Raw genomic sequence first — 17546 nt, forward strand, 5'->3', positions numbered from 1 at the left:
TGAAAGGATAATGACACCTGTCCCTGAATAGTCAAAGCAAGGAGCTGGGTTTCGAACTGAACCTGGGTTTCAAGGAAGACCTGTCCGACGAAGCCATCGATGCCTTCCTCGACGCCTTCCTGGCTGAAGCCATGGATGCCAACGGCCTCGATTACGTTGGCGGCGATGACTTCGGTCTGGTGTGCTCGGCCAAGCGTGGCTCGGTCAGCGAAGAGCAGCGTGCCACGGTCGAAGCCTGGCTCAAAGGCCGCAGCGAACTGACCACCATCGAAGTCAGCCCGCTGCTGGACGCCTGGTATCCGGAAAAGCCGATCAACCCGGCTTCCTGACCTGTGCATGAGCGGCGCCTCGCTCGGGCGCCGCTCAGTCAAGCCTTGGCCAGTTCCCTGGCCAGCGCTTTCTCCACTCGGCGCATATGCCGAGCCAGTACCTGCCGCTGCAGTCGGATGCACCCCGCAGGCAAGGTTTCATCCTCCAGGGCCTCGCAGGCCGTCATCATGCGCCTTGCTTCAAGCAGCCGTGCCGCGCTGAGGATCTTGTGCGCCTGCTCGCGAATTTCATTGGCCTGATGCTGGGGATCAAGGCTCATGAGCAGTGCCAGGTCTTCCTGCAGGCTTGTGTGCACGGCAGTGAGAAAGCGCGTACGGCTTCTGGCGTTGTTGCCGACGATGCCGGCCAGGCCCGCCAGGTTGAACAATGGCTCGATGGCCTGGTGGGGTCTGGGCACGATCTTGGCCAGGCATTGGCTGAGCGTACGCAGGCTGATGGGCTTGAGCAGGCAATCGTCCATGCCGGCGCTGAGGCACTTTTGCCTGACTTCGGGTTGGGCGTTTGCGGTGTAGCCCAGGATGACGCAGCGCGGTCGCCCGTTCTGGCGCTCTTCGCTGCGCACGGCAGTGGCCAGTTGGTAGCCGCTCAGGTGTGGCATGTTGCAATCGAGCACCAGCACGTCGAACGGCGTATGGCGCCATTTTTCCAGGCCTTCGCGGCCGTCGCTGGCGCTGGCATGGCTTAGCCCCAGATAGCCCAGTTGCTGTGCCATCAGCAAGAGGTTGGCTGGGTGATCATCGACCACCAGCACTTTCAGGTCACTGTCGGGTATGTCCACCTCCTCGGCCTCCCGCCCCTGCGGCGCCGGGGCGTCGACGCGCTCAAGCGGCAATAGCAGGCGAACTTGTGTGCCAAAGTCCGGGAGGCTCTTGATGCTCAGGTTGCCACCCATCATCTCGCACAGGTTATGGCAGATAGCCAGGCCGAGCCCAGTGCCGGCGCGGGCACCCTGGCTATGCGGGTTGGCCTGGACGAACGGGTTGAACAGGCGCTGGAGGTCTTCGCCCTCGATGCCGATGCCACTGTCACGCACTTCCAGTTCCAGCGTCGGGTGCGCGCACGGGCCTTCGTCGCGCAAACCCAGTGTGATGTTGATCTGGCCCTGCTCGGTGAACTTGATGGCGTTGCTGACGAGGTTGGACACGATCTGCTTGAAGCGCAGCGGGTCGAGCAAGGCATGGCCACGGGCTTCAGGGCTGATGTTGATGTCCAGGGCCAGGCCTTTCTGGCGCGCTTGCCCGTGGAAGACACGGCCGACCGACTCGACAAGCGCTGCCGGATCGACGGCCTCTGGATTGAGTGACAGGTGGCCGGACTCGATACGCACGATATCCAGGATATCGCCAATCAGGCCAAGCAAATCCCTCGCCGATTGATGGGCGACTTCCAGCGAAGTGGGGTCCACTTGCCCTTGCAGTGCGCGCCGCAACGCCAGTTCGAGCATGCCGATGACCGCGCTCATCGGCGTGCGGATCTCGTGGCTGATGGTGGCCAGGAAGGTACTCTTGGCACGATTGGCGTCGTCGGCCAGGCGCTTGGCTTCGCGCAGTTCCTGAACCAGTTTGCGCCGATCGCTGATGTCGACCCAGCCGCCAATGATCCCTTGTACTTCACCCAGCGAGTCACGGTAAGGCAGGATCCAGTGGTAAAGGGTCATTTCGCGATCCTTGAGGCGTACAGGGCGGTCAATGATCAGCGGCACGCCGGCAGCCATCACCTGTTGGTAATCGGCCTGAATCTGGCGGGTGTTCTCGGCATCGGCGAACAGGCTCTCTTCCAGGCGCATGCCAATCACTGCTTCCTTGCTGGACTGGACGGCTTCAAGGTAGCTGGCGTTGCAGCTTTGCAAGCGGCCCTCGCGGTCGCGCACGTACATGGGGTGCGGGGTGCCGTTGAGCAGTGCACCCATGAACTCCAGCTGGTCGCTCAGCGCACGTTCGGCGCGTTGGCGCTGCTTGATCTGGCCGCGCAGGCGAGCGTTCCACAGCAGCGCCAGCAACAGCAGCACGCCTGTCCCCAGCAGCACTTGCAGGATCAGGCGTCGCAAGCCTTGCCAGCTGGCATCTTCATGCACGTCGTAGCCGCGCCAGCGGTTGTTGATCACCCCCAGTTCTTCCGGCGAGATACTCAGCAGGGCTTTGTCGAGCATGCTGGCAAGTGCTCTGTCCTGTTCGCGGGTCGCCATCGCAAAGTTGGCTGGCTCGCTGCCCACCGTGCTGCGTATGACCAGGTTGGTATTGACGGCAAGGGCGTGGTTGGCGTCGATCAATGGTGTGATCACGGCATCGACGGCACCACTGTTGAGCAGCGCTACCGAATAATAGGGGCTTTCGGTCTCGATCCAGCCGATCTGTGGGAAGTGGTTCGCCAGCAGCTCGTCCATGTTGCTGTAGCGTGAGATGGCGATACGACGCTGGCTCAGCTGCTCCAGCGAACTGAAGCGCTCGTCATGGGTACGGGTGACCAGCACGTGGGGGCTTTCGAGGTACGGCCGGCTCAAACGCAGGCCTTTGTCGTCGATGCCGTCACTGGCAAGGGCGGCAATCATGTCTACACGCCCGTCTTCAAGCCGTGCGAGCATGTCGGCAATGCCATTGGCCCGCTGTACCTCAAAGCGCAGGCCGGTTCGCAGGCGTATCAGGTCCAGCAGGTCGGCGGTTATTCCGCGAAAATGGCCGTTGCCATCGAAATAGGAAAGGGGAGCTGCCGTTTCGTCAATCGCGACCTGCATGACCGGGTGGCTGCGCAGCCACTGCTCCTCGTCTGCCGTCAACTGCAGCTGGCGATTGCTCAGCAGCAGGTCACTGCCAGCGCTCCAGCGCTTGAGAATACTGGCCCGCAGTGAGCTGGATTGGCGGTTGAGGGTTGCATTGACCAGCTCTTTGAGCTGCACATCCTCGGTGCGCATGGCGAAACTGAAACCGAAGTTCTCGTGTTGACCGAAACTGGCCAGGCGCAACCGTGGCAGGTGCCCGCGGTTGAGCTGGTAATGGGTCGAAATGGTATCGCCGACGAACACATCCGCCTGGCCAAAGGCCACGGCGTTGAGGGCCTGGGTGGATGAGCCGAAAACCAGCACCTCGGCATTGGGGTAGGTAGCCTGGACTTCCTCTTGCGGCAGGTAGTGGTAGAGCATGCCCAGGCGCAGGCCATGCAGACCGCCATTGAGGGCACGCGTTTCATCTTCCCGGGTGACCAGCACGGGTTGATCAACCGCATAAGGGTGCGAAAGCGTCACGCCTGCGGTTGTCGCTTCGTAACCATTGGCGCTGCCGAGCAGGTCGATTTCCCCACGTTTGAGCGCCTGCAGCGCTGCCTGCCTGTGGGGGTAGCGCATGACCTTCACCGGCAGGTTCAGTGCCCTGCCGATCAGGCTTGCATATTCGGCGGTGAGGCCCTGGTAGATCTGCCCGCCACTGGTGATGTCGAAGGGTGGGTAGTCGGGCGCCGAGGTGCCCAGGATCAGGCTATGGCGACCCATCAGCCACTGCTTTTGCTGTTCAGTCAGTGGCGGGTTGAGCGGCATCGCCGAAGAGCGGGCGAGCAGGGTATAGGTCTCGACGTTCTGGGATGAAGCCTGCGCCAGGTCGCAGGCGAAGGCCAGGACGAACCCCAGGCAAGTTATCAGATGCAGCATCGAAGACCTCAGACCAGCGCGTTGCGTTTAGCCATTTCGATCAGGTCGACCAAGGTGTCGACCTGCAATTTCTGCATGAGCCGCTTTTTGTAGGTACTGACGGTCTTGTTGCTGATGAACATGCCTTTGGCGATCTCCTGGTTACTGCGGCCTTGGGCGAAAAGTTGCAGGACCATCAGTTCTCGGTCGTTAACGAGTCGGAAGAGTTTCAGGTCAGCGTCAGCTGTTGCATGGTCATTGTGTATCGCCTGGCTGGGGAAATAGTTATAGCCAGCCAGTACGGCCTTGATTGCGCTGAGCAGTTCGCTCAGGTCTTCCTGTTTGCATACATAACCTGCAGCGCCGGAGTGCATGCAGCGCATCGCGAACAATGCCGGTGTCTGTGCGGTGAGTATCAGAATCTTCAGCGGCAGTGCCATGGCCTGGAAGCGCGAAAGCACCTCAAGACCGTCCAGTTTGGGAATGCTGATATCCAGGATCACCAGTTCTGGCTGGGTTTCACGAATCATCTGTATGGCATCCACGCCATTGTCCGATTCACCGACGACCTTGTAGTTCTGGTTTTCCAGCAACATACGGACAGCAAGGCGGATGACTGGATGGTCATCGACGATAAATACGCTATTCATGTTCAATTTCCCTGCAGCGAATGGCGGAGGCAGGGTGGCACCTTACCCCAGTTGCAAGTCGACGGGGGCGAGTGGATGGATAATTCGATATATATGGGAAACGGCTTACAGCGGAATTCAAATTGGGCTACGAAGTGTAAGGATTTACTTCGTCGTCAAAGGCGTTTTGGGTGCTTTTTGTTCTTTTGTGTATACGTTGTTTATAAGGCGGTAGAGTTTGTAGGACGTTTCTTAGATAAGGGCGTCGCTCGGTTTGTACGGAGCGACGCCTTGCCCTTAGCTCAGGTTCGAGTGCCCGGTCATTTCCCGAGCCATATCACTCGCATAGCTGTCGGTCATGCCTGCGATGAAATCGATCATGCGCAGGAACGCCTGGTGCAGGGAGTCGTGCGGGTCAGGGGCGTTGTTACCGATCAGGTCCAGCACGCGGCGGCTCTTGAATGACGGCGTACGGCCCCCATGCTGTTCCAAGGCGGCAGCGCAGAACGTGTTGAGGAGGATTTCCAGCGTGGTGTATGCGCCAATTTCATGCAGCGTCTTGCGCTTGTCCTGGAAAATCTTGTTTCGCGCCATGGCTTTGGCCTGCAGCACGCAACGCTTGGCCGGGCCGTGCATGTGCTCGACCAGGTCGCCGCTCAGGCGACCGCTCAACAGTGCTTGCTGCTGCTCGACAAAGGCGTGGGCAGCGGCATTGGTCAGGTGCTCGATGGCTTTGCCACGCAGTATGGCCAGTTTGCGTCGGCGCGAGTCGGCAGGGCCAAGCTGTCGATAGGTCTCCGGCAGGTCATCGCCGACCAGGTCGAGCAGCAGCGCCTCGACTTCGGCGTAGTGCAGCAGCTCCATCTCCAGGCCGTCTTCCAGGTCAATCAGGGCGTAGCAGATGTCGTCTGCCGCTTCCATCAGGTACACCAGCGGATGGCGCGCCCAGCGCTGTTCTTCGAGCTGCGGCAGGCCGAGCTTGCGGGCAATCTGTTCCAGCAGTGGCAGCTCGCTCTGGTAGCAGCCGAACTTGTGCTTCTTGTACCCGAGGGCATCGGCATGCCGGGCAGTCCAAGGGTACTTGAGGTAAGTGCCAAGGGTGGCGTAGGTGAGCCGGGTGCCGCCATCGAACTGGTGGTACTCGAGCTGGGTGAGCACACGAAAGCCCTGCGCGTTGCCTTCGAAATTGAGGAAGTCGGCGCGTTCGTCGTCGCTCATGTCGTCCAGCCAGCCACGCCCGGCGGCCTGCTGGAACCAGTGGCGAATGGCGTCTTCACCGGAGTGGCCGAACGGTGGGTTGCCAATGTCGTGAGCCAGGCAGGCCGACTGCACGATCATGCCCAGGTCGCTGGGCTCGCACCACTCGGGCAGGCTGCTGCGCAGTGTTTCGCCGACCCGCATGCCCAGTGAGCGGCCAACGCAGCTGACCTCCAGGGAATGGGTCAGGCGCGTGTGGATATGGTCGTTGCTGGTGACGGGGTGGACCTGGGTCTTGCGCCCGAGGCGGCGAAAGGCCCCTGAGAAGATGATCCGGTCATGGTCTTTGTGAAACGGGCTGCGGCCCAGTTCTTCGGCGCTATAGAGCGCTTTGCCAAGGCGTTCGCGGGTGAGCAGGGTGTGCCAGTCCAAGGCGCGGTCTCCTGTCGATCGAGAGGGATAGCTTCGAGCGTCGCGAGCAGGTGTGCAAGGGGAAGATCGTGACCGGCCTTGGGCAGGGGGCCGGTCACGACGTTCAAGGGCGACGGTTGCCTTGCAGGTACAGGCGCACCAGCGGCAACAAGCTGGTTCCCAGCCGGACCAGGCGGCCCAGGTTGCCGCTGCGTACCCCTTTGCCGGTCAGAAAGCCCAGTGCCACGACGGCACCGATGCCCCACAACGGCGCGTGCTTGATACCCAACCCGTCATGCAGCGAGCTGCCCATGCCGCGCAGGCGCTGCAAGGGTTGCAGCATCTGGCCGGACTCATGGCGGATCTCCTGGCGGTGCATTTCCATGCGCAGGCGTAGCAGCGCCTTGCGCAGCTCCCGTGGATTACGGGTATTCGGTAGTTCAGGCAGGCTCATGGCAACAGGCGCTCCCGGTCCTTGGCCAGTTCGTCTAGGGTCGCACCAAAGGGTGATGACTCATCGAACACAGCCGCTTTGAGGCGCAGGCCGCAATACAGCGCAGCCGCGCCATAGAAGACGCACAGGCCAATGATGCCAGCCAGCCGATAGCTGTCCCACAGCAGCACCAGCAGCAAGCCGGACAAGGCCGTCAGCAGCAGCAGTGCGAACACCAATGCCAGGCCAGCGAACAGCAGCAGGCTCAGGGTGCGTGCTTTCTGCTCCTGCAGTTCGATGCCGAACAGTTCGATGTGGCTGTGCAGCAGCCCCAGCAGTGCCGCGCCCAGGCGTTTGCCGGAAGCGCTGGTGCCAATGCTGTCATTCTCCATGGGGACTCCTCAGCGCCGATTGGCCAGCAGGCCGATCAGCAGGCCGACGCCTGCGGCAATACCAATGGCCTGCCAGGGTTTCTCCTGGACGTACTGTTCGGCGCTACCGAGCGCTGCCTGGCCGCGCTCACGCACTGAATCCTGGGTCAGTTGCAAGGTTTCACGGGCTTGGGTCAGACGCTCGTGGATCTGCTCGCGCAGTTCATCGGCCTGGTCGCCCGCGAGGTTGGCGGTATCGGCCAGCAAGCGCTCGGTATCGCGAACCAAGGCTTGGAAGTCAGCCATCAATATCTCTTGTGCAGTCTTTGCCGATTTGCTGGCCATGGGGCTCTCCCTATCGTAGGTGTGCAGGTCTGTAGGTCATTCGAGTGACCGGGTGTATGGAAGGTTCACTAGCGGCGCTGGTATGGGCCTTGCTACTGAAATTTGCCACAACGCGGGGCGTAGCCCGCAGCGGTGCGCCGAACCAGGGCGTCGACCCTGGCGGATACCGATAAACCTTAACCCAATCCACGACAAACCCAAGAAAAAACCACGCAGGCCGCGCCCGGTTCGGCAAAACAGGGCAAAAGCTGGCACCGATTCGGTGCAGGGATGCAGGTTCTTGAACTGTCCTGGTGCTTTTTCAGCAGGTCTGCCTCTTTCATGGAAAACATGCACAGCGCAATGGACTCCCTGGTCCACGGCTCCAACACCCTGTTCATCCTGATGGGCGCCATTCTGGTGCTCGCCATGCACGCCGGCTTCGCCTTTCTCGAAGTGGGCACCGTGCGCCACAAGAACCAGGTCAACGCGCTGTCGAAGATCCTCAGCGACTTCGCCATTTCCGCGTTGGTGTACTTCTTCATCGGCTACTGGATCGCCTATGGCGTGAACTTCCTGCAGCCGGCGTCGCAACTGGCCACCGACCACGGCTATGCGCTGGTCAAATGCTTTTTCCTGCTGACCTTCGCGGCCGCGATTCCGGCGATCATCTCGGGGGGGATCGCCGAACGTGCGCGCTTCGCGCCGCAGCTATGCGCCACGGCGTTGATCGTTGCGTTCATCTACCCCTTTTTCGAAGGCGTGGTGTGGAACGGCAATTTCGGCGTGCAGGCCTGGCTGCAGGCCCGCTTTGGTGCGCCGTTCCATGATTTTGCCGGCTCGGTGGTCGTGCATGCCATGGGCGGCTGGCTGGCGCTGGCCGCGGTGCTGTTGCTGGGCGCTCGGCGGGGGCGCTACCGCGACGGCCGCCTGGTGGCCTTCGCACCGTCGAGCATTCCATTCCTGGCATTGGGCTCATGGATCCTGATCATCGGCTGGTTCGGTTTCAATGTGATGAGCGCCCAGACCTTGCAAGGTGTCAGTGGCCTGGTAGCGATCAATTCGCTGATGGCCATGGTCGGCGGCACCTTGGCAGCCTTGCTGGCCGGGCGCAACGACCCGGGCTTCCTGCACAACGGGCCGTTGGCAGGGCTGGTGGCGATCTGTGCCGGCTCTGACCTGATGCACCCCGTTGGCGCTTTGGCTACCGGGCTGGTGGCGGGGGTACTGTTTGTCTGGAGCTTCACCGCTGCGCAGAATCGCTGGAAGGTCGACGATGTGCTCGGCGTCTGGCCGCTGCACGGGCTTTGCGGCCTGTGGGGCGGCATCGCCTGCGGTGTGTTTGGCCAGGTGGCGCTGGGTGGCATGGGTGGGGTGAGCCTGGTCAGCCAGCTGCTGGGTAGCCTGGCAGGCGTCCTGGTCGCACTGATCGGTGGTTTTGCCGTGTACGGCCTGATTCGCCAGGTGCATGGCCTGCGCTTGAGCCATGAACAGGAGTTCCAGGGTGCAGACTTGTCACTGCACCGGATCGGCGCCACCAGCCAGGATTGAGCAGGGTCAGGTGCAGAGGGGGCAGGACGGACTTAGAATAAGCTTCTTTCCTACAGTCAAATCGGGTGTTGCCCCCCATGCTGCCTGAATGCCAACTCTTCGGAACCGTCGGGTGCCACTTGTGCGAAGTGGCCGAAGCCGTGCTGATGCCCTTTGTTGAACATGGCTTGCTGATCGAGTTGGTCGATATCGCCGACGACCAGGCCTTGTTCGAGCGGTACGGTTTGATCATTCCGGTGTTGCGGCGCAGCGACACGTCGGCAGAGCTGCCTTGGCCCTTTGATGCCGAGCAGGTCGTGGCTTTTCTTCACCAGTGAAGGGCAGGGGGGAATGCTTGCCATCGTGCATGGCCTCAGGCCAGGAATGATGATGCCTCACCGTTGAATGGTCATCGGTACTTTTGCATCGTCATCGAGAGCCTCGTCATGCTGATCACGCCACATTTCGCCCTGGAAGAACTGATTGCTTCGCAAGTTGCCGCGAGAGAGGGGCTGGACAATATGCCTCCGCCTGAAGTCCTGGGTAACCTGCGCCTGCTTTGCCAGGTGCTTGAGCAGGTTCGGGGGATGTTCGGACGCCCCGTGATCGTCAGCAGTGGATACCGCAGCGAGGCGGTCAATCTGCTCGTCGGCGGGGCGCCAGGCAGCCAGCACGTGAAAGGCCTGGCTGCGGATTTCACCGTGCGGGGCATCGACAACCGGGAAGTGGTCAGGCAGGTCAGCGAGAGTGACTTGGCGTTCGACCAGTTGATTCTGGAGTTCGACAGCTGGGTTCACTTGTCGGTATCGGTGGCCGCGCCGCGCCGTCAGGTGCTGACCATTCGCAAGGGTACGGGCTACCTGCCCGGCTTGCAGTAGCGGTCGAGCCGATTGACGCAGCGGTGTCGCGCTCCGTATGCTGTATATAAATACAGTATCGAGGTGATTCATGCTCAACGTCGAGCAGCTCAAGTACAGCGTCAACCGTATGCCGGTGGAGCGGGTGTGCGACGCCGTGCTGGAATTGCGTCTCGAAGGCTTGGTCACCGATGACCGCACGCCTTTCGCAAAGGTGCATTTCAATACCTGTTTTGCAGAAATCGAGGCCTTGTTCCAGCGTGCCGGTTACCATCGCGGGCTGGATGTGGTGGGTTACCAAGGCCTGATCTATGCGCTCTATGACCCCGGGCGATGGGAACCGGTGCAGGTATTGCGCTGGTTGAAGGCACATAGCGAGAGGATGGTCGAGGCTGGTTGAGGCGCCGGGCTTGGGGGATAATGTGCGGCTTTGATTGCTCGAGCCCTGCCATGACCACGCCTTTCGACCCCGCCCGCCAGCAAGCCAGCACGCTCTGCCTGCCACCCGGCAACTGGGCCACGGTACTCGATTGCCTGTGCGACCATTTCAAGGCGATCGAGCGTGCGCAGTGGCTTGACCGCTTCGCTCGGGGGCGGGTGCTCGATGCCGAGGGCAGGGCAATTGCCGCCGACATGCCCTACCTTCGCGGCATGCGCGTTCACTATTTTCGCGAAGTGCCCAACGAGCGGCCGATTCCGGTGCAGGAGACCATCCTGCATGTCGATGAGCACCTGGTAGTGGCCGATAAACCGCACTTTCTGCCGGTGACGCCCACCGGGGAGTATGTCGAGCAGACCCTTTTGCGGCGCCTGATCCGGCGCCTGGACAACCCGCATCTGGTCCCGCTGCACCGCATCGATCGGCACACCGCCGGGTTGGTGCTGTTTTCCGCCAATCCGCAGACGCGCAGCGCCTATCAACGGTTGTTTCCGGAGCGGCGGATCGACAAGCGTTATCAGGCCATCGCTGCCGCCTTGCCGCAGCATGCATTCCCCTTGGTGCACAAGAGTCGCCTGGTGCATGGCGAGCCGTTCTTCCGCATGCATGAAGTGCCAGGGGAGGCCAACAGCGAGACCTTGGCCGATGTGCTGGAGACGAATGGCGAGTGGTGGCGCTACGGCCTGTCGCCGGTAACCGGCAAGACACATCAGCTGCGTGTGCACATGGCGGCGTTGGGGGCAGGGATCTGCAACGACCCGTTCTATCCCGAGTTGCTCAAGGAAGAGGACGACTATCAGCGGCCGTTGAAGCTGCTGGCGCAAAGCTTGCGGTTTGTCGACCCGTTGACTGGCGAGGAGCGCTACTTCGAGAGCCGGCTGACGCTGGATTGGTAGCTTTCGCGGCCTTTTTGCGGGAGACCAGTGGTCATTGTGGGAGCGGGCTTGTCCCGCGAAGCAGGCGGCGCGTTGCATGGCACCGGCTTTGCCGGTGTTCGCGGGACAAGCCCGCTCCCACAGGGATCGCGTCGATTCTAGAAACCGAGCAAGACAGTTGCTTCCACAACAGCCGAGCAGGCCAGGCCTAGCGGTTGAACCGCTCCACCAGCGAATACTGGCTGCCGGCAGTGATGGTCAGCTCTTCGCTGAGCAGCGCCGAATGCTGCGCTTGCTCGGCTGTCTGGTCGGCCAGTTCGGCAATGGTGCTGATGTTGCGGCTGATCTCGTCGGCCACTGCGGTCTGCTCTTCGGTGGCGGCGGCAATCTGGGTCGCCATGTCAGTGATATTGGCCACGGCTTCGCTGATGCCGACCAGGGCCTGGTCGGCCTGCATGACGCGGTCAACGCCTTCCTGGGCCTGGCGGTGGCCGGTTTCCATGGTCAGCACGGCGTTGTTGGCGGTCTGTTGCAGCTTGGCGATCAGGCCGTGGATCTGCCCGGTCGATTCGGCGGTGCGTTGGGCCAGCTGGCGTACCTCGTCGGCGACCACGGCAAAACCACGGCCCATCTCGCCGGCACGGGCCGCTTCGATTGCAGCATTGAGCGCCAGCAGGTTGGTCTGGTCGGCGATGCCCTTGATCACATCGACCACGCCGCCAATCTCGTCGCTGTCCTTGGCCAGCTGGGTCACGGTCTGGCCGGTTTCGCCGACGGCGCTCGACAGGCGTTCGATGGCGTCGCGGGTTTCCCCGGCGATCTGCCGACCCTGGCTGGTCAGGCGGTTGGCTTCCTGGGTGGCGTCTGCGGTGCGTTGCACGTGGTTGGCCACTTCCTGGGTGGTGGCAGCCATCTGGTTGACCGCGGCGGCGACCTGTTCGGTCTCCACGCGCTGGCGCTCCAGGCCCGAGGAGCTCTTGTGCGCCAGGGCATCGGACTGACGCGCCTGGTCACTAAGGTGCTCGGCGCTGTCCTGCAGGCGGGTCAGGCAGGTCTTCATGCGCGCGTCCTGGCTGAGCATGGCCATTTCCAGGCGTGCCTGTACTCCACGGCTGTCGGTGTACATCTGTGCGATCAGCGGGTCGGAGGTGGTCTGTTCGGCCAGGCGCAGCAGGCGCTTCAGGCCACGCTGTTGCCAGCTCAGGCCGAGCAGGCCGAGCGGTACCGACAGGCCGGCGGCCAGTGCGAAGCCCCACGAGTGGCCGAGCCAGTTGCCAATCAGGAAACCGACCTGGCTGACCAGGATGAACGGCAGCCAGTCCTGCAGCACCGGCAGCCAGCGATCACGGCGCGGGATGGCCGTCTTGCCGTCGTTGATGCGCTGGTACAGGGCTTCGGCACGGCGGATTTGCTCGGCGCTAGGCTTGACCCGCACCGACTCGAAGCCAACGACCTGGTTGTTCTCGAATATTGGCGTGACGTAGGCGTTTACCCAATAGTGATCGCCGGATTTGCAGCGGTTCTTGACGATGCCCATCCACGGCAAGCCTTGCTTGAGGGTCTGCCACATGTGGGCAAACACCGCAGTCGGCACATCCGGGTGGCGCACCAGGTTGTGGGGTACACCATTCAGCTCTTCGCGGGTGAAACCGCTGATCTCGACGAATGCATCGTTGCAGTAGGTGATCACACCCTTGGCATTGGTGGTGGAGATCAACCGTTGTTGGGCAGGGAAGGTCCGTTCCCTCTGGGTAATCGGCTGGTTGTTACGCATGAGCTGAATAGTCCGTAAGGCTTTCGACAGATATCGGCAAGCCACTGGTTTTATTGAATGGATATTTAATTTACTTGATCTGGGGCAAATGGCCGCTATTGCAGGTGCGTTATGTGGACCATGAAGTTCGCAGCAGTTTGCCTATGTTTGTGACCGTTTGGTTACAAATTGGGTGCATGATGACTGACCGGCCATCAAAGTGCTACTGCCGGGTGCCTGACGTCGTTTTGTAGTGGCGCGTAGATCGAGCGCCGCGCGGGCGGCGCTCGATTTCACAGACGCCACAGCACCCAAGCCAATCAGCTGCGAATCATCTGCCGCAGCACATAGTGCAAGATCCCACCTGACTTGAAGTATTCCACCTCATTGAGCGTGTCGATCCGGCACAGCACCTCGATCTGCTGTTGTTGCCCATCCTCACGGGTAATGCGCAGGGGCAGGCTCATGCCCGGTGTGATCTGGGCGCCGTCGAGCCCCAGCAGGTCGATCTGTTCCTTGCCCGTCAGCGCCAATTGCTTGCGGTCCTGCCCGGCCTTGAACTGCAGCGGCAGCACGCCCATGCCCACCAGGTTGGAGCGGTGGATGCGTTCGAAGCTTTCTGCCAGCACCGCCTTGACCCCCAGCAGGTTGGTGCCCTTGGCCGCCCAGTCACGGCTGGAGCCGGTGCCATATTCCTGGCCGGCGATGACCACCAGCGGCGTGCCTTCGGCCTGATAACGCATGGCTGCGTCATAGATCGACAGCTTCTCACCGCTGGGCACATGCACGGTGTTGCCACCTTCCTCGCCGGCCAGCATCTCGTTGCGGATGCGGATATTGGCGAAGGTGCCGCGCATCATCACTTCGTGGTTGCCGCGCCGCGAACCGTAGGAGTTGAAGTCCCGAGGCTCCACCCCCTTGCTGCGCAGGTAACGCCCGGCGGGGCTGTCGGCCTTGATGTTGCCGGCCGGGGAGATGTGGTCGGTGGTCACCGAGTCGCCGAGCAGGGCGAGGATGCGTGCACCGTGGATGTCCTTGATCTCGGGCAGCGGCCCGCCGATATCGTCGAAGAACGGTGGATGCTGGATGTAGGTAGAACTGTCCTGCCAGACGTAAGTCGCCGCCTGCGGTACTTCGATGGCCTGCCATTGCGCGTCGCCGGCGAAGACTTCGGCGTATTCCTTGTGGAACATGGCCGTGTCGACCTTGGCCACGGCGTCGGCGATTTCCTGCTGGCTGGGCCAGATATCGCGCAGGTAGACGGGCTTGCCGTCGTTGCCCGTCCCCAGCGCATCCTGGGTCAGGTCGACGCGCACGCTGCCGGCCAGCGCGTAGGCCACTACCAGCGGAGGCGAGGCCAGCCAGTTGGTCTTGACCAGAGGGTGCACGCGGCCTTCGAAGTTGCGGTTGCCCGAGAGGACCGAAGCGACCGTTAGGTCGGCGCTGGCGATGGCTTTTTCGATGGCGTCGTCCAATGGCCCTGAGTTGCCGATGCAAGTGGTGCAGCCGTAGCCGACCAGGTCGAAGCCAAGCTGGTCCAGGTATGGGGTGAGCCCCGCAGCCTGGTAATAATCGGTCACCACTTTGGAGCCAGGGGCCAGTGAACTCTTGACCCAGGGCTTGCGTTGCAGGCCTTTTTCCAGGGCTTTTTTCGCCAACAGGCCGGCCGCCATCATCACGCTGGGGTTGGAAGTGTTGGTGCACGAGGTAATCGCGGCGATGACCACAGCGCCGTCGCGCAGGGTGTAGGTCTGGCCTTTATGGCTGTAGGCGATTTCGCCGGCCTGATCGGCGTTGCCGACCGCCACACCGCCACCGCCTTCACTCTCCAGGCGCCCGACCTCTTTGGCCAGCGGTTTGGGTTGCAGCTCGATGAAGTGGTCGAAGGCCTGGCTTACCTGCCCCAGGGCAACCCTGTCCTGTGGCCGCTTGGGCCCGGCCAGGCTGGCCTCGACGTCGTGCATGTCCAGGGCCAGTGTGTCGCTGAACAGCGGTTCCTGCCCTGGCAGGCGCCACAGGCCTTGGGCCTTGCAATACTGCTCGACCAGTTGCACGGATTCGCTTGGGCGGCCGGACAGCCGCAAGTAGTCGAGGGTGACCTCATCGACCGGGAAGAAGCCACAGGTCGCGCCGTATTCCGGTGCCATGTTGGCGATGGTCGCACGGTCGGCCAAGGGCAGGTCGGCCAGGCCGTCGCCGTAGAACTCGACGAATTTGCCGACGACGCCTTTCTTGCGCAGCATCTGCGTGACGGTCAGCACCAGGTCGGTGGCGGTGATGCCTTCGCGCAGCTTGCCGGTGAGCTTGAAGCCGATCACTTCGGGGATCAGCATCGACACCGGCTGGCCGAGCATGGCCGCTTCCGCCTCGATGCCGCCGACGCCCCAGCCGAGTACGCCAAGGCCGTTGATCATGGTGGTGTGTGAGTCGGTGCCGACCAGCGTGTCGGGGAAGGCATAGGTGCGGCCATCGTCTTCGCGGGTCCATACCGTGCGCCCGAGGTATTCCAGGTTGACCTGGTGGCAGATGCCAGTGCCCGGCGGTACCACGCGGAAGTTGTCGAATGCGCTCTGGCCCCAGCGCAGGAAGGCATAACGCTCGCCGTTGCGCTGCATTTCGATGTCGACGTTCTGGGTGAAGGCCTGTGGCGTGGCGTAGCGGTCGACCATCACCGAGTGGTCGATCACCAGTTCCACCGGCGACAGCGGGTTGATCCGCTGCGGATCACCGCCGGCCTTGGCCATGGCGGCGCGCATGGCGGCCAGGTCGACGACTGCTGGCACGCCCGTGAAGTCCTGCATCAGCACCCGCGCCGGGCGGTACTGGATTTCGCGGTCGGAGCGACGGTCCTGCAGCCAGCCGGCGAGGGCGCGCAGGTCATCGGTGCCGACGGTCTTGCCGTCTTCCCAGCGCAGCAGGTTTTCCAGCAGCACCTTGAGCGACATGGGCAGGCGCTGCAGGTCGCCCAGCTGCCGGCCGGCTTCGGCGAGGCTGTAGTAGTGGTAGGTGCGGTCAGCCACCTGGAGGGTCTTGAGGGTATTCAGGCTATCGAGCGAGGGCATTGCCAACTCCTTGTGCGGCGGGGCCCGGCACGGCTGGATGGCCGGTGCCACCGCGCTGTTTCGGCCCGCACGGCACGGGCCTGGCTGAAGGGTCAGGTTAGCGCTGTTTGCTGCCCCTGACTCTTTTCTGGACCGGCGGGGCATGTCGCAGGTTCCGATCTTCCTTTATCATCGCCGCCCTGCCGGCGCCCGTGGTGCGTCAGCCGTAGTGGAGTGAGAGATGAATACCCTGTTCATGCATTGCCGGCCCGGTTTCGAGGGTGAGGTCTGCGCCGAGATCAGCGAACACGCCGCCCAGCTGGGTGTGGCCGGTTATGCCAAGGGCAAGCCGCAGAGCGCTTGTGCCGAGTTCGTCTGCGCCGAGGCCGAAGGTGCCGAACGCCTGATGGCACAGCTGCGCTTTGCGCAACTGATCTTCCCGCGCCAGTGGGCGCGAGGCACCTACATCGAACTGCCGGAGACCGACCGCATCAGCGTGCTGTTGGCGCATCTGGCCGAGCAGCCGGTTTTCGGTAGCCTGTGGCTGGAAGTGCTGGACAGCAACGAAGGCAAGGAGCTGTCGACCTTCTGCCGCAAGTTCGAAGTACCGCTGCGCAAGGCCCTGGAAAAGGCAGGTCGCCTGGTGGACAACGCCCGCCTGCCGCGTCTGCTGCTGACCTTCATCAGCGGCCGGCGGGTGTTCGTCGGCGTGGCCGAGGCGAGCAACAGCGCGTTATGGCCGATGGGCATCCCGCGGCTGAAGTTTCCGCGTGAGGCGCCGAGCCGTTCGACCCTCAAGCTGGAAGAGGCGTGGCATCAGTTCATTCCGCGTGAGCAGTGGGATGAGCGCCTTGGTGACGACATGAAGGGTGTCGACCTGGGCGCTTCGCCTGGCGGCTGGACTTACCAGTTGGTGCGTCGCGGCATGCTGGTCACCGCCATCGACAATGGGCCGATGGCCGAAAGCCTGATGGAGACTGGGCTGGTAGAGCACCTGATGGCGGACGGTTTCACCTGGCAGCCAAAGCATCCGGTGGACTGGATGGTCTGCGATATCGTCGAGAAGCCGGCGCGGACCACCTCACTGATCGAGACGTGGTTGGGAGAGGGGCTGTGCCGTGAGGCGGTGGTCAACCTGAAGTTGCCGATGAAGCAGCGCTATGCCGAAGTACGGCGGTTGCTGGAGCGCATGGAGGCGACGTTCAAGGCGCGCAAGGTCAAGGTATCGATTGCCTGCAAGCAGCTGTATCACGACCGTGAGGAAGTGACTTGCCACCTGCGCAGGCTGGACCTCAAGCCACGCTGACCCGCGACCCGCGACCCGCGACCCGCGACCCGCGACCCGCGACCCGCTTTGCTCTTGCTCTTGCTCTTGCTCTGCTTTTGCTTCTAAGCGCGCGGTAGTTCAGGCGACGCAGATTGCGACTTCAGGAGGCCGAACGCAGGTCTTGCGGAGGGAGGTGACGGGCATGGATGCCCGTCAAGCGCTGGGCCCCAGGATGGGGCCTGCAGCGCGGTCCTACCGGGAGCAAGGCCGGAGTGAGGGGACCCCGAAGCGCAGCGTAGGGGCCGGATGATGGGAGCGAGGGGTTTTTGGTTACTTTTTGCCCCGTTGTATGGACCGGACACATCACTGACACGTGTGCGGAGACATGGTTGACACATTATCGTCCCCTAGCGACATCGTTGAAATTGTATTTCCCAATTCTATGGTGGCCGAAGTAGACCTCGAATTGATCG

The 17546-nt window shown here is 62.3% G+C and carries 15 protein-coding genes; 7 read left to right on the forward strand and 8 right to left on the reverse strand.

Annotated features, from left to right (window positions below):
- The first annotated feature begins 17 nt into the window (after positions 1-17).
- Positions 18-329 carry a 50S ribosome-binding protein YggL gene (locus L6D64_RS22930; protein WP_176507787.1) on the forward strand — a complete coding sequence of 104 codons (312 nt, stop codon included), beginning with the start codon at positions 18-20 and terminating at the stop codon, positions 327-329.
- A 38-nt stretch (positions 330-367) separates the two neighbouring features.
- Here the strand turns inward: L6D64_RS22930 and L6D64_RS22935 are convergent, their stop codons facing one another.
- The 6 genes from L6D64_RS22935 to L6D64_RS22960 form a co-directional block, all read right to left on the reverse strand.
- Positions 368-3967 carry a transporter substrate-binding domain-containing protein gene (locus L6D64_RS22935; protein ID WP_176507773.1) on the reverse strand — a complete coding sequence of 1200 codons (3600 nt, stop codon included), beginning with the start codon at positions 3965-3967 and terminating at the stop codon, positions 368-370.
- A gap of 8 nt (positions 3968-3975) precedes the next feature.
- A complete protein-coding gene (locus L6D64_RS22940) occupies positions 3976-4596 on the reverse strand; it encodes a response regulator transcription factor (RefSeq protein WP_176507788.1) in 621 nt (206 codons plus the stop codon).
- A gap of 276 nt (positions 4597-4872) precedes the next feature.
- A complete protein-coding gene (locus tag L6D64_RS22945) occupies positions 4873-6204 on the reverse strand; it encodes a deoxyguanosinetriphosphate triphosphohydrolase (protein ID WP_176507774.1) in 1332 nt (443 codons plus the stop codon).
- A 103-nt stretch (positions 6205-6307) separates the two neighbouring features.
- Entirely contained in the window at positions 6308-6637 is a 330-nt protein-coding gene (locus L6D64_RS22950) for a hypothetical protein (RefSeq protein WP_176507775.1), read from the reverse strand.
- The gene (locus L6D64_RS22955) at positions 6634-7008 is read right to left on the reverse strand and encodes a phage holin family protein (protein ID WP_152955821.1); all 375 of its coding nucleotides are present in this window, start codon (positions 7006-7008) and stop codon (positions 6634-6636) included. The genes L6D64_RS22950 and L6D64_RS22955 overlap by 4 nt, the downstream gene beginning before the upstream one ends.
- Before the next feature lie 9 nt (positions 7009-7017).
- Positions 7018-7332 carry an ElaB/YgaM/YqjD family protein gene (locus L6D64_RS22960; RefSeq protein ID WP_099815566.1) on the reverse strand — a complete coding sequence of 105 codons (315 nt, stop codon included), beginning with the start codon at positions 7330-7332 and terminating at the stop codon, positions 7018-7020.
- A gap of 321 nt (positions 7333-7653) precedes the next feature.
- Between L6D64_RS22960 and L6D64_RS22965 the strand changes: the two genes are divergently transcribed.
- From L6D64_RS22965 to L6D64_RS22985, 5 genes are all read left to right on the forward strand, one after another.
- Complete coding sequence (locus L6D64_RS22965) at positions 7654-8862, forward strand: ammonium transporter (protein ID WP_176507776.1); 1209 nt, start codon at positions 7654-7656, stop codon at positions 8860-8862.
- A 77-nt stretch (positions 8863-8939) separates the two neighbouring features.
- Complete coding sequence (locus L6D64_RS22970) at positions 8940-9179, forward strand: glutaredoxin family protein (protein WP_176507777.1); 240 nt, start codon at positions 8940-8942, stop codon at positions 9177-9179.
- A gap of 108 nt (positions 9180-9287) precedes the next feature.
- Entirely contained in the window at positions 9288-9719 is a 432-nt protein-coding gene (locus L6D64_RS22975; RefSeq protein WP_176507778.1) for a D-Ala-D-Ala carboxypeptidase family metallohydrolase, read from the forward strand.
- A gap of 70 nt (positions 9720-9789) precedes the next feature.
- Entirely contained in the window at positions 9790-10098 is a 309-nt protein-coding gene (locus L6D64_RS22980) for a transcriptional regulator (protein ID WP_176507779.1), read from the forward strand.
- Positions 10099-10148: 50 nt separating this feature from the next.
- Complete coding sequence (locus L6D64_RS22985) at positions 10149-11033, forward strand: pseudouridine synthase (RefSeq protein ID WP_176507780.1); 885 nt, start codon at positions 10149-10151, stop codon at positions 11031-11033.
- A gap of 187 nt (positions 11034-11220) precedes the next feature.
- Here L6D64_RS22985 and L6D64_RS22990 read toward each other — a convergent pair whose 3' ends face one another.
- Together L6D64_RS22990 and acnA are read right to left on the reverse strand one after the other, a co-directional pair.
- Entirely contained in the window at positions 11221-12786 is a 1566-nt protein-coding gene (locus L6D64_RS22990) for a methyl-accepting chemotaxis protein (protein ID WP_176507781.1), read from the reverse strand.
- 299 nt (positions 12787-13085) lie between these two features.
- Positions 13086-15827: an aconitate hydratase AcnA gene (gene acnA, locus L6D64_RS22995; RefSeq protein WP_176507782.1), complete on the reverse strand. Its 2742-nt coding sequence runs from the start codon at positions 15825-15827 to the stop codon at positions 13086-13088.
- Positions 15828-16047: 220 nt separating this feature from the next.
- Here acnA and rlmM point away from each other — a divergent pair, with 220 nt between their 5' ends.
- A complete protein-coding gene (rlmM, locus tag L6D64_RS23000; RefSeq protein ID WP_176507783.1) occupies positions 16048-17112 on the forward strand; it encodes a 23S rRNA (cytidine(2498)-2'-O)-methyltransferase RlmM in 1065 nt (354 codons plus the stop codon).
- The last annotated feature ends 434 nt before the right edge of the window (positions 17113-17546 follow it).

The organism is Pseudomonas urethralis (assembly GCF_021602465.1).
In the GTDB taxonomy this organism is placed as follows: Bacteria; Pseudomonadota; Gammaproteobacteria; order Pseudomonadales; family Pseudomonadaceae; genus Aquipseudomonas; species Aquipseudomonas vlassakiae.

Coding starts and splice junctions, on each gene's coding strand:
- L6D64_RS22940 (WP_176507788.1), bottom strand. CDS start 4,596: ATGAATAGCGTATTTATCGTCGATGACCATCCAGTCATCCGCCTTGCT.
- L6D64_RS22965 (WP_176507776.1), top strand. CDS start 7,654: ATGGAAAACATGCACAGCGCAATGGACTCCCTGGTCCACGGCTCCAAC.
- L6D64_RS22955 (WP_152955821.1), bottom strand. CDS start 7,008: ATGGAGAATGACAGCATTGGCACCAGCGCTTCCGGCAAACGCCTGGGC.
- L6D64_RS22970 (WP_176507777.1), top strand. CDS start 8,940: ATGCTGCCTGAATGCCAACTCTTCGGAACCGTCGGGTGCCACTTGTGC.
- L6D64_RS22975 (WP_176507778.1), top strand. CDS start 9,288: ATGCTGATCACGCCACATTTCGCCCTGGAAGAACTGATTGCTTCGCAA.
- L6D64_RS22990 (WP_176507781.1), bottom strand. CDS start 12,786: ATGCGTAACAACCAGCCGATTACCCAGAGGGAACGGACCTTCCCTGCC.
- rlmM (WP_176507783.1), top strand. CDS start 16,048: ATGAATACCCTGTTCATGCATTGCCGGCCCGGTTTCGAGGGTGAGGTC.
- acnA (WP_176507782.1), bottom strand. CDS start 15,827: ATGCCCTCGCTCGATAGCCTGAATACCCTCAAGACCCTCCAGGTGGCT.
- L6D64_RS22960 (WP_099815566.1), bottom strand. CDS start 7,332: ATGGCCAGCAAATCGGCAAAGACTGCACAAGAGATATTGATGGCTGAC.
- L6D64_RS22980 (WP_176507779.1), top strand. CDS start 9,790: ATGCTCAACGTCGAGCAGCTCAAGTACAGCGTCAACCGTATGCCGGTG.
- L6D64_RS22950 (WP_176507775.1), bottom strand. CDS start 6,637: ATGAGCCTGCCTGAACTACCGAATACCCGTAATCCACGGGAGCTGCGC.
- L6D64_RS22985 (WP_176507780.1), top strand. CDS start 10,149: ATGACCACGCCTTTCGACCCCGCCCGCCAGCAAGCCAGCACGCTCTGC.
- L6D64_RS22935 (WP_176507773.1), bottom strand. CDS start 3,967: ATGCTGCATCTGATAACTTGCCTGGGGTTCGTCCTGGCCTTCGCCTGC.